Here is an 11777-nt window from a genome sequence, read left to right on the forward strand (position 1 = left end):
CGGAGAACAAAATGGCACATGCAGTGCGATTCCACGAAACCGGCGGCCCCGACGTGCTGCGCTGGGAGGCAGTCGACGTCGGCGATCCGGGCGCCGGCCAGGTGCGCCTGCGGCACGAAGCGGTCGGCCTGAATTTCGCCGACACGTATTTCCGCAGCGGCCTGTATCCGGTGCCGCTGCCCGCCGGCATCGGCGTCGAGGCGGCCGGCGTGGTCGAGGCCGTCGGCCCCGGCGTGACGAACGTCGCCGTCGGCGATCGGGTGACTTACACGGGCTTCCTGAACACGCTTGGCGCGTACAGCACCGAGCGGTTGATCCCGGCCGCGCCGCTCGTCCGGCTGCCGGCCGGCATTTCGTGCGAGACCGCCGCCGCGATGACGATGCGCGGGCTCACGTCGGCCTATCTGCTGCGCCGCATCCACGCGTTCGCGCCGGGCGACACGATCCTGCTGCATGCGGCGGCCGGCGGCGTCGGGCTGATCGTGTCGCAATGGGCGAAGCTGCTCGGGCTCACGGTCATCGGCACCGTGTCGAGCGAGCACAAGGCCGCGATCGCCCGCGCCCACGGCTGCGACCATGCGATCGACTACAGCCGCGAGGACGTCGCGAAGCGCGTGCGCGAACTGACGAACGGCGCAGGCGTCGACGTCGTGTTCGACAGCGTCGGCAAGGACACCTTCGAAGGCTCGCTCGATTCGCTGAAGCGGCGCGGGCTGATGGTGTGCGTCGGCACCGCGTCGGGCCCGATCCCGCCATTCGATCCGCAGCGTCTCGCGATGAAGGGCTCGCTGTACCTGACGCGCCCGGCGCTGGCCGACTACATCGCCGATCCGGCCGAAAAGAACGACCTGGCCGGCGAACTGTTCGCGCACGTCGCGGCCGGCCGTATCAAGATCGGGATCAACCAGCGCTACGCGCTGCAGGACGCCGCGCAGGCACACCGCGATCTCGAATCGCGCAAGACGACCGGTTCGTCGGTGTTCATCGTCTGAGGAGACGCGCATGCGAGTCGAACCCCTGACCTGCGCGCTCGGCGCGGAACTGCTGGATGTGAGCCTCGCCGACGCCGTGCACGACGACGGCCTGTTCGCCGAAATCCGCGCGCAGTTGCTGCGGCATCGCGTGCTGTTCCTGCGTGACCAGGACATCACGCGCGCCGAACACGTTGCGTTCGCACGGCGCTTCGGCGAGCTCGAGGATCATCCGGTCGCCGGCAGCGATCCCGAGCACCCGGGGCTCGTGCGGATCTACAAGTCGCCCGACCAGCCGAACGACCGCTACGAGAATGCGTGGCACAGCGATGCGAGCTGGCGCGTGGCGCCGCCGTTCGGCTGTGTGCTGCGCTGCATCGAGGGTCCGCCGGTTGGCGGCGACACGATGTGGGCGAACATGGTGCTCGCCTACGAGAACCTGCCGGACCACGTGAAGCAGCAGATCGCCGACTTGCGCGCGCGCCACAGCATCGAGGCGAGCTTCGGCGCGGCGATGCCGATCGACAAGCGGCTCGCGTTGACGGCGCAGTATCCGGATGCCGAGCATCCGGTCGTGCGCACGCATCCGGAAACCGGCGAGAAGGTGCTGTACGTGAACGCGTTCGCGACGCATTTCACGAACTTCCACACGCCCGGCCGCGTGCGCTTCGGCCAGGACGCGAACCCCGGCGCCGGCCAGTTGCTGCAATACCTGATCAGCCAGGCCACGATCCCCGAATACCAGGTGCGCTGGCGCTGGAAGAAGAACAGCGTCGCGATCTGGGACAACCGCAGCACGCAGCATTACGCGGTGATGGACTACCCGCCGTGCGTACGCCGGATGGAGCGCGCGGGCATCGTCGGCGACGTGCCGTTCTGAGCGCGCCCGCACCTTAACCGATCCGCAATCCCACATACGACGCGCCGGGCTCGCCGCCCGGCACGGCGGGATACGCACGCCCGTACGCCCGAAATACAACGATTTCCACTGGAGGACGACATGCAATTTCTCGACGATTCGCTGCACCCGGAAAACCAGGACAAGGTGGTCATCACGGTCGCGCCGTACGGCCCCGAATGGATGCCGGCCGATTTTCCGGAAGACATTCCGGTGACGATGGACGAGCACGTGCAGAAGGCCGTCGACTGCTACAACGCAGGCGCGACCGTGCTGCACCTGCATGTGCGCGAACTCGACGGCAAGGGCAGCAAGCGGCTGTCGAAATTCAACGAGCTGCTCGGCCGGCTGCGCGAAGCGGTGCCCGACATGATCCTGCAGGTCGGCGGCTCGATCTCGTTCGCGCCGGAAGGCGACGGCGCCGAAGCGAAATGGCTGTCCGACGACACGCGCCACATGCTCGCCGAGCTGACGCCGAAGCCCGACCAGGTGACGGTCGCGATCAACACCGTGCAGATGAACATCACCGAGCTGATGAACCGCAAGGACATCGCCGGCACGTCGCTGAACGAAGCCGCGCTGTGGGACGCGTACCGCGAGATGACGGTGCCGGCCGGCCCGGGCTGGGTCGACGAGCATCTGCGCCGGCTGCAGGCGGCCGGCATCCAGCCGCATTTCCAGCTGACCGGCATGCATGCGCTCGAAACGCTCGAACGGATCATCCGGCGCGGCGTCTACCGCGGCCCGCTGAACGTCACGTGGGTCGGCATCGGCGGCGGTTTCGACGGCCCCAATCCGTACAACTTCATGGAGTTCGTGCGGCGCTGCCCGGACGGCGCGTGCATCACGCTCGAATCGCTGATGAAGAACGTGCTGCCGATCAACACGGTCGCGATGGCGCTGGGCCTGCATCCGCGCTGCGGGATCGAGGACACGATCATCGACCAGAAGGGCAACCGGATGACGTCGGTGCAGCAGGTCGAGCAGTGCGCGCGGATTGCGCGCGAACTCGGCCGCGACATCGCGACCGGCAAGGAAGCGAAGGCGATCTACCGGATCGGCGTGCAGTACGACGGCGTCGACGAAACGCTCGCGCAGCTCGGCATGGCACCGAACCGCCGGCCGGGCCAGCTGAGCGTGCCGCTGCGCGCGGCCTGACGCGCAGCGCATCCGGGCGGCCCGCAAGCGCCGCCCGCCGATCGATGTGGCGCGGCACCCATCTTCGCGCGGCGCGCGAGGCAAGCTCCGCCGGACGGAGCGGGGCCGCGCAAGCCGCGCCGGCGCATTGCCGCCCCGGTGCCGGAGGAGACACGCATGTTGATTCATCACGTCGAGCCGTCGCTGCAGGACCTGGCGGCCACCGAGCGGCGCGCGCCCGCGTATGCGTGGCTCGTGTTCGGACTGACCGTCGGGCTGCTGCTGTCGGACTACATGTCGCGGCAGGTGCTCAACGCGGTGTTTCCGCTGCTCAAGCACGCGTGGGCGCTGTCGGACACGCAGCTCGGCTCGCTGTCCGGCGTCGTTGCGCTGCTGGTCGGCCTGCTGACGTTTCCGCTGTCGGTGCTCGCCGACCGCTTCGGGCGCGTGCGCAGCATCGTGCTGATGGCCGCGTTGTGGAGCGTCGCGACGCTCGGCTGCGCGCTGTCGACCAACTACGCGGAAATGCTGGTCGCGCGCGGCCTCGTCGGGCTCGGCGAAGCCGCGTACGGCAGCGTCGGCGTCGCGCTGATCCTCAGCATCTTTCCGGCCCGGCTGCGCGCGACGCTGACCGGCGCGTTCATGGCCGGCGGCGCGTTCGGCTCGGTGTTCGGGATGGCGCTCGGCGGGCTGGTCGGCGCGCATCTCGGCTGGCGCTGGTCGTTCGGCGTGATGGCCGCGCTCGGCATCGTGCTGCTCGTCGCGTATCGCTGCGTGGTGACCGAGCGGCGGCTCGCCGCGTGCCGCGTCGAACCGTGCCGGCGCGACGCCGACGCGCCGCGCGGCCTGCGCGGCAGCGTGCGCGCGCTGATGGCGGGGCTGTTCGCGTCGCGCTCGGTGATCTGCGCGTATCTCGGCAGCGGGCTGCACCTGTTCGTGCCCGGCGCGCTGTTCGCGTGGCTGCCGAGCTACCTGAACCGCTACTACGCGATGGCGCCCGACCGTGCGGCCGTGCTCGCGGCCGGCTTCGTGCTGATCGCGGGCGTCGGGATGGTCGGCTGCGGCGTCGTTACCGACCGCGTCGGGCGTGCCGACGGCTCGCGCAAATGGCTGACCGCGATCGCCTATTGCGTGCTCACCGGTGTTTGCCTCGCGATCGCGTTCCGGTTGCCGCCGGGGCCGCTGCAGCTCGCGTTGATCTGCGCGGGCATGCTGGTCGGCGCGGGCGCGTCCGGCGCATCGGGCGCGATGGTCGCGAACCTGACGCCGGCCGCGATCCATGCGTCGGCGTTCGCGACGCTCACGCTCGCGAACAACCTGCTCGGCATGGCGCCGGGCCCGCTGCTGACGGGGTGGGCCGCCGATCGCGCCGGCCTCGTCGGCGCACTGCAATGGATTCCCGTCGTGCCGCTCGCGGCCGCCGTGCTGTTCGCGATCGGACGCACGAGCTACGCGGCCGATCTCGCGCGCGTCGAACGCGAACGGCGCGCGTCTCAACTTTCCTGAACCCTCCCGGAGGCTGCATGACCCTGGCGACCGCGCCCACCATCCTGATCGTGCCCGGCTTGCGCGATCACGTCGAAGACCACTGGCAGACGCATCTCGAACGGCGCTTGCCGAATGCGCGCTCCGTCGCACCGCTCGAAGCCGACAAGCTGAGCCGCGCCGCACGCGTTGCGGCACTCGATGCGGCGCTGGCCGCGATCGACGGCCCCGTGATTCTCGTCGCGCACAGCGCGGGCGTGATGATTACCGTCCATTGGGCGCTGCAGGCCACGCGCGCGATCCACGGCGCGCTGCTCGCGGCGCCGGCCGATCTCGAGACGCCGATGCCCGCCGGCTATCCGTCGCCGGAAGCAATCGACGCACACGGCTGGACGCCCGTGCCGACGCAACGGCTGCCGTTCCCGAGCATCGTCGCCGCGAGCCGCAACGATCCGCTCGCGCGCTTCGAGCGCGCCGAGGCGTTCGCGGCCGGGTGGGGCAGCAAGCTCGTCGATCTCGGCGAGGTCGGACACCTGAACCCGGCGTCCGGGTATGGCGAGTGGCATGACGCCGAACGGCTGATCGGTGAAGTGGCGGCGCTCCGCGCGGCCTGACTGAAGATCTCTCCACCACGCGCCGGCCCGGCCGGGTTCCGGCGCGACTCCCGTCACCCTCAGCCGTGATAAGGCCCCGAACCGATCGCATCTCGCCTTTCACCGAGATATGACGTCCTAACACGCCGCCCATTCGGTGCCGCGCCGCTCCACAATGTCGGTCAGCACGCCAATCGTTGACAAACGGAAGGTTTTTGTCAGGGAAAGTCCCGTCCCGCGCGTCGTGGTTTTTTGTTGACCGACATCGTATAACGCCGTCATGATTTCCTGAAAAGAAAGGTCCCATCCACCGACCGAAGTGAGGAGACATGAACACCACCACGATCGCTCGCCGTGTCCGCCGGATCGCACTCGCACTGGGTTTCACGCTGACGGCCGCGGCGGCCGTTGCAGCGCCCGTGTCACTGAACATCGTCGACGTCGCAGGCAACCTGCAGCTCACGCAGAAGGCCATCGAGGCGTTCCGGGACAAGAACCCGACCCTCGTGTCGAACGTCACGTTCACGAATGCGCCGGCGCCGCAGCTGCCGGGCAAGATCAAGGCGATGCAGGCGGCGGGGCGCTCCGACATCGACCTCGTGCTGACGGGCACCGACGCGCTGGCCGCGGGCATCGAACAGAATCTGTGGTTGAAACTCCTGCCCGACGACGCGGCCGCGTTCCCCGGCGTGCTCGACAAGTACGCGCCCGGCCCGCGCAAGATGCAGGATCTCGCGCAGGGCTTCGGCCTCGAAGTCACCTACATGCCGGCCGGCCCGCTGCTCGAATACAACCCGGCGAAGGTGAGCACCCCGCCGAAGACGCCCGACCAGCTGCTCGCCTGGTGCAAGGCGCACCCGAACAAGCTGATCTATGCGCGCCCGGCGAATTCGGGCCCCGGCCGCACGTTCCTGATGGGGCTGCCGTACGTGCTCGGCGACAAGAATCCGCAGGATCCGGTCAACGGCTGGGACAAGACCTGGGCGTTCCTGAAGGCGCTGAACGACTGCGTGCCGTACTACCCGGGCGGCACGTCGGCGGTGATGAAGGAACTCGGCGAAGGCACGCGCGACATGACCGTGACCGTCACGGGCTGGGACCTCAACCCGCGCGCGCTCGGCATCGTGCCGGCCGAGTTCAAAATCCAGGCATTCGACAACATGACGTGGGTCAACGACGCCCACTACATGGTGATCCCGAAGGGCGTGCCGAAGGAAAAGCTCGACGTGCTGTTCAAGCTGATGAACTTCCTGCTCGAACCGGCGCAGCAGGCGATGACCTACGACGACGGCTATTTCTATCCGGGCCCCGCGGTGAAGGGCGTGACGCTCGAGATGGCGCCCGCGCACAGCCAGGAGGTGGTCCGCAAGTTCGGCCGCCCCGAGTACGCGAAGCTGCTCGCCGATCGCCCGCACGTGCAGCCGCTCAGCGCGCAGGCGATGGTCGCCGCGTTCCAGAAGTGGGACCGCGAGATCGGTTCGCAGAAGTCGAAGTGACGCCTGAACCGGCGGGCGCCGCGGCGCCCGCGTCGATGGAGTTCGCGGAATGAAGCACAGTTTCGAACGGTTACGGCTCGACGGCGTGTGCCGCAGTTTCACCAACTCGGAAGGCGCGCAGGTCGCCGCGCTGAACGGGCTCGACCTCGAGATCCGGCGCGGCGAATTCATCGCGCTGCTGGGCCCGTCGGGCTGCGGCAAGTCGACCGCGCTGAACTGCATCGCGGGGCTGCAGCCGCTGTCGAGCGGCGGCATCTGGCTCGACGACGCGCGCATCGACGTGCTGCCGCCCGAGCGCCGCGGCTTCGGGATGGTGTTCCAGAACTACGCGCTGTTTCCGCACATGTCGGTGCTCGACAACGTCGGCTTCGGCCTCAAGATGCGCGGCGTGCCGAAACAGGAAACGCGGCGGCGCGCGCAGCAGGCGCTCGAACTCGTGCAGCTCGTCGGCCACGAGGGCAAGCTGCCGGGACAACTGTCCGGTGGGCAGCAGCAGCGCGTCGCGATTGCGCGCGCGATCGTGATCGAGCCGCCGCTCGTGCTGATGGACGAGCCGCTGTCGAACCTCGACACGAAGCTGCGCATCGAGATGCGTGCCGAGATCCGCCGCATCCACACGCAGCTCGAACGCGCGACGATCTACGTGACGCACGACCAGGATGAAGCGTTGTCGATGGCCGACCGCATCGTCGTGATGAAGGAGGGCGTCGTGCAGCAGGTCGCGTCGCCCAAGGACGTCTATACGCGCCCGCACAACCTGCATGTCGCGCGCTTCATGGGCTATCGCAACGTGCTGCCGTTCACGCTCGAAGGGATGGCCGGCGATGGCGTTCAAATCACAGCCGGCGGGGTACGGCTCACGGGGATACCGATGGCCGGCTTCGACGCGAAGGACGTCGTGGTCGCACTGCGTCCCGACGACATCGAGCGCGCGGACGCGGGCGGCGACAACGCATTCGATGCGACCGTCGAAACGGTCGAATACGGCGGCCGCGATTCGCTGATCCGTGCGGTCACGCCGTTCGGCGCGATCTGGGCGCGTGTCGCCGGCGAATTCGCGGAAGGCGAGCGCTTGAGGCTGCGCGTCGCGCCGTCGCGTACGCTCGTCTACGCCGCGGAGCCCGCATGAGCACGCTCGCGTCCGGCGCGCCGCGCGACCCGAAGGCGTGGCTCGTCACGCCCGCGCTTGCGTTCATCGTCGCGCTGTTCATCTATCCGTTCGCGTACGGCCTCGTGCTGTCGTTCCAGCCGATGAACGGCGGCGGCGCGCTCGCGAACTACGTGCAGTTCTTCACCGATACCGCGATGTGGCCGACCGTGCTCGTCACGCTGAAGCTCGCGGTGCCGGCGACGCTGCTCAACGTCGGCATCGCGGTGCCCGTCGCGTTCGCGCTGCGCCGCAATTCGCCGTACCAGAAATTCGTCACGACGCTGCTCGTGATTCCCGTCACGCTCGGCACGGTGCTCGTCGCCGACGGGATGCTCACGTATTTCGGGCCGAACGGCTGGTTTCCGCAGGCGCTGCAGGGGCTGCACCTGTACACCGACGAAGTGCGCCTCACGCACAACTACTGGGGCGTGCTGCTGTCGCTGATCGTGTCGGGCTTTCCGTTCGCGTTCCTGCTGATGCTGTCGTACATCAGCGGCATCGACCCGACGCTCGCGCGTGCGGCCGCGACACTCGGCGCGAACCCGTGGCAACAGTTCCGGCAGATCTACCTGCCGCTGCTCGTGCCGGGGCTCACGATGGCCGCGTGCCTGTCGTTCGTGCAGGCGTTCTCGGTGTTCCCGTCGGCCGTGCTGCTCGGTGCGCCGGCCGGGCCGACACGCGTGATCTCGATCGCGGCGGCCGAAGCCGCATTCGAGAGCTACGACTATTCGCTCGCGTCGGCGATCGCGATCGTGATGGGCTTCGTGCAGTTGCTGGTGGTCGCGTCGATGCTCGGCGCGCGCCGCTTCTTCTATACGGGCGCGGTCACGGGAGGCAAGGGCTGATGGCGACCGACAATCATGCCGCGCGCACCTGGCCGCCGAAGCATGACGCGCCCGACGCGCGGCCCGTCGACGCAAGGAAACCGCACCGGATGAAAAGCAACCTCGCCGGCCGTGCCTGGAAGGCGCTCGTCTGGGGGCTGATGGCGTTCTTCCTGCTGAACGTGATGCTGCTGATCGCGACCGTCGCGGTGAATTCGGTCGCGACGCGCTGGTTCGGCACGCCGCTGCCGCAAGGCTTCACGCTGCACTGGTACGCGAAGGCGTGGGAGGACTTCCAGCTCGCGAGCGTGTTGTGGGTGACCGTCGAAGTCGTCGGCGCGGTCGTGCTGCTGTCGATCGCGCTCGGCGTGCCGGCCGCGTATGCGCTCGCGCGCGTGCAGTTTCGCGGCAAGCGCCTTGCGCTGCTGGTGTTCCTGCTGCCGCTGATGGTGCCGCCCGTCACGTACGGGATCCCGATGGCGACCGTGATGTACAAGATCGGGCTCGCGGGCACGCTGCCCGGCGTGATCCTCGCGAACCTCGTGCCGGCGCTGCCGTTCGTGATCCTCGTGATGACGCCGTTCATCGAGCAGATCGATCCGAACCTCGAAGCCGCCGCGCGCATCTTCGGCGCGAACACGTGGCGCTATTTCCGCTACGTGCTGCTGCCGCTGCTGGTGCCCGGCATGCTCGCGGCCGGGCTGCTGGTGCTGGTGCGCACGATCGGGATGTTCGAGCTGACGTTCTTCACCGCGGGGCCGAGCACGCAGACGCTCGTCGTCGCGCTGTATTACGCGGTGTTCTCGACCGGCGTGCGCGCGCCACAGTCGATCGACGCGATGGCGATGATCTACATGGCGATCACGCTCGTGTGGGTCGTGATCGCGTTGCAGTTCGTGAGCCCGACGCAGCTGGTCAGCCGCGTGAAGCAGGAGCGTCAATAGGCGAGGGCGTCACGCGGTCGTGCCGGCCATCCGTGCAATTGGTTACAAATGGATACCGCGCCCGGCACGCGGACGTTGCAGACTACGCGGCGTTCACCCGATCGACGGATATCCATGAAGTTTCAAACGCTGCTGACACTCGCCGGCGCCTCGACGCTGCTGGCCGCCTGCAACCTGCTCCACGACGGTCCCGGATCGAGCGACGTCGACGCGGCCGTGCGCCGCGCGCTCGAAGCGGAAAATCACGGCGGCCTGAACGCGCTGTTCGGCCAGCCGCTGCCCGTATCGGCCGATGTCGTGTCGGCCAAGCCCGACGGCGACTGCAAGAAGCTCGGCGATCGCACGTATTCGTGTGACGTCGTCGTCACGTGGCGCAACGCCGATTACTCGCCGTCGCGCGCGAACCTGACCTTCGTGAAGGCCGCCGACGGCTCGTGGCAGACCTCGGGCGTCGATGCGGCGCTCGTGACGGGCACCGCGAAATCGCTGATCGACCATATCGGCAAGGCCTGGCCGGGCAATGCGGCCAGCGGCGCGTCGGCGCCGCAGTGACGCGCCGGCTGCCAGCCTTCTTCTCCTTCTCCCGGCACGCGGCCCCGGCCTGGCAGGCCGCCCCGTCTCGCGGCTTGGTCGGAAAAGGGGCGCGAGCACCTGGCCCGATCTCGATTGAATGCATCCTCGGTATGCGGGCTGACGTATAGGGAAAACCCTTATCTCAGGGTATAATCACGGCCTAAGAGAAAGGTCGAACCATGCCTGAACGTTTCCAAACCCTTGAAAAATTTGTGTTTTCCCTCGTCGTGATGTCCGCCGTCATGTGCTCGGCATTCCTCGCGTACGAGCGTCACCCCGAGATCAAGATCGCGCTGCACGAAGGCGAAGCGCTGATGCGCGAGAGCGCCAAGTACTCGGTGATCTGCTCGCCGTCCAAGGTCGATCCTTGCGTCGAGATGTCCGCGTACTGAGCGGCTTTCCGGATTAGCCCTACCGCGTCGTCGGCCTGAATTCCCCAAAGTAGCGCTCAACAGGCATTCAGAAACCAGCCTCACGACCGGGCTGATGCACGAACCCGTTACGCGCCGAGTCGCCGGCGTAAGCCGCCCCCGAATTCAGTCGGCCCCGCTTCGAGCAATCGAGCGGGGCCGTTCCGTTTGTGCTTGCAGCGCTACACGACATGCCGCGGTTCGCCACCGGCGAACGCGGCAACGTTGTCGACGAGCTGATCGGCGAGCGCCTGCATCGCCTCGTCGCTCGCCCACGCAACATGCGGCGTCAGGATGAAGGCTGGATGCGACAGGATCGCGTGGAACGGATGCGCGGCCGGCAGCGGCTCCTGCGTGACCACGTCGAACCCCGCGCCGGCGATCTGCCCCGACTGCAACGCGTCGACGAGCGCGCTTTCGTCCACGAGCCCGCCGCGCGCGGTGTTGATCAGCAGCGGCCGGCGCGCCATCCGCGCGAACGCGTCCGCATCGACCAGGTGTCGCGTCGCGGGCGTGAGCGGGCAGTGCAGCGTGATCACGTCGCTGACGCGCAGCAGCGTGTCGAGCGGCGCGTGGTCGTCACCTGCGGCATCGCCGTGCGCCGCGAACAGCACGCGCATGTCGAGCGCACGGGCGATGCCGGCCACCGCGCGGCCGAGCACGCCGTCGCCGACGATGCCCAGCGTCGAACCGGCCAGGTCGCGGATCGGATGATCGAAAAAGCAGAACTGTCCGCTGTCGAGCCAGCGCCCCGCGCGCACCGCGTCGCGATAGGCGAGGAGACTACGGCGCAGCGCAAAAATCAGCGCGAACGTGTGCTCGGGCACCGTGCGAACCGCATAGCCGCGGATGTTGCTCACGACGATCTCGCGCGCCGCGCACGCATCGAGATCGACGATGTCCGTGCCGGTCGCGGCGATCGCGACCATCCGCAGTTGCCGCGCGTCGGCTAAGGCGGCCGCATCGAGCCGCACCTTGTTGGTCACGACGATGTCCGCGTCGCCGATGCGCGCGGCGACCTCGTGCGCGGCCGTGCGGTCGAACGTCTGCATCACGTGCGGAAACGGGAACGGCTTCAGCACGGTTTGCGGCGACAGCGTCGCGCGGTCGAGAAACACGATCTTCGCGGGAGAGGAAACGGAAAACATGGCAGGTCTCGCTGACAGGCGCCCGGTGGCGCGGAACGGCTTCGATTCTGCCGGCGGCGCGCGCCGTCGTCGTTTGACCGTTGCGCGAGTGCGCTTTCCCGGATGGAAAGGCTGGCGCACCGCACGACAGCCGACGCGACACTCGCCC

General features: G+C 68.2%; 12 protein-coding genes. 11 read left to right on the plus strand and 1 reads right to left on the minus strand.

Annotated features, from left to right (window positions below):
• Nucleotides 1-11: 11 nt before the first annotated feature.
• From ACWMMN_RS08665 to ACWMMN_RS08715, 11 genes are all read left to right on the plus strand, one after another.
• Nucleotides 12-992 carry a quinone oxidoreductase family protein gene (locus tag ACWMMN_RS08665; RefSeq protein WP_342702118.1) on the plus strand — a complete coding sequence of 327 codons (981 nt, stop codon included), beginning with the start codon at nt 12-14 and terminating at the stop codon, nt 990-992.
• Nucleotides 993-1002: 10 nt separating this feature from the next.
• Nucleotides 1003-1851, plus strand: coding sequence for a TauD/TfdA dioxygenase family protein (locus ACWMMN_RS08670; RefSeq protein ID WP_486422570.1), 849 nt, complete (start codon nt 1003-1005; stop codon nt 1849-1851).
• 120 nt (nt 1852-1971) lie between these two features.
• On the plus strand, nt 1972-3027 hold the full coding sequence (locus ACWMMN_RS08675) for a beta-keto acid cleavage family enzyme (RefSeq protein ID WP_059234172.1): 1056 nt from the start codon (nt 1972-1974) through the stop codon (nt 3025-3027).
• Nucleotides 3028-3183: 156 nt separating this feature from the next.
• Nucleotides 3184-4512 (plus strand): MFS transporter, encoded by a 1329-nt coding sequence (locus tag ACWMMN_RS08680; protein WP_059234171.1) that lies wholly within the window; start codon nt 3184-3186, stop codon nt 4510-4512.
• A 17-nt stretch (nt 4513-4529) separates the two neighbouring features.
• Nucleotides 4530-5105, plus strand: a complete 576-nt coding sequence (locus ACWMMN_RS08685; RefSeq protein WP_059234170.1) for an RBBP9/YdeN family alpha/beta hydrolase — start codon at nt 4530-4532, stop codon at nt 5103-5105.
• A 308-nt stretch (nt 5106-5413) separates the two neighbouring features.
• Nucleotides 5414-6580 carry an ABC transporter substrate-binding protein gene (locus tag ACWMMN_RS08690; protein ID WP_059234169.1) on the plus strand — a complete coding sequence of 389 codons (1167 nt, stop codon included), beginning with the start codon at nt 5414-5416 and terminating at the stop codon, nt 6578-6580.
• A 49-nt stretch (nt 6581-6629) separates the two neighbouring features.
• Entirely contained in the window at nt 6630-7709 is a 1080-nt protein-coding gene (locus ACWMMN_RS08695; RefSeq protein WP_174991506.1) for an ABC transporter ATP-binding protein, read from the plus strand.
• Nucleotides 7706-8575 carry an ABC transporter permease gene (locus ACWMMN_RS08700; RefSeq protein WP_059234167.1) on the plus strand — a complete coding sequence of 290 codons (870 nt, stop codon included), beginning with the start codon at nt 7706-7708 and terminating at the stop codon, nt 8573-8575. Before ACWMMN_RS08695 ends, ACWMMN_RS08700 begins: the two co-directional genes overlap by 4 nt.
• Nucleotides 8575-9498, plus strand: a complete 924-nt coding sequence (locus ACWMMN_RS08705; RefSeq protein ID WP_059234166.1) for an ABC transporter permease — start codon at nt 8575-8577, stop codon at nt 9496-9498. The genes ACWMMN_RS08700 and ACWMMN_RS08705 overlap by 1 nt, the downstream gene beginning before the upstream one ends.
• Before the next feature lie 114 nt (nt 9499-9612).
• Complete coding sequence (locus ACWMMN_RS08710) at nt 9613-10050, plus strand: hypothetical protein (protein WP_059234165.1); 438 nt, start codon at nt 9613-9615, stop codon at nt 10048-10050.
• 200 nt (nt 10051-10250) lie between these two features.
• Nucleotides 10251-10463, plus strand: coding sequence for a hypothetical protein (locus tag ACWMMN_RS08715; protein WP_047900698.1), 213 nt, complete (start codon nt 10251-10253; stop codon nt 10461-10463).
• A 200-nt stretch (nt 10464-10663) separates the two neighbouring features.
• Here ACWMMN_RS08715 and ACWMMN_RS08720 read toward each other — a convergent pair whose 3' ends face one another.
• Nucleotides 10664-11629: a D-2-hydroxyacid dehydrogenase gene (locus ACWMMN_RS08720; protein ID WP_486422571.1), complete on the minus strand. Its 966-nt coding sequence runs from the start codon at nt 11627-11629 to the stop codon at nt 10664-10666.
• Nucleotides 11630-11777 lie beyond the last annotated feature (148 nt).

The organism is Burkholderia cepacia complex sp. TUM26381, from assembly GCF_057439935.1.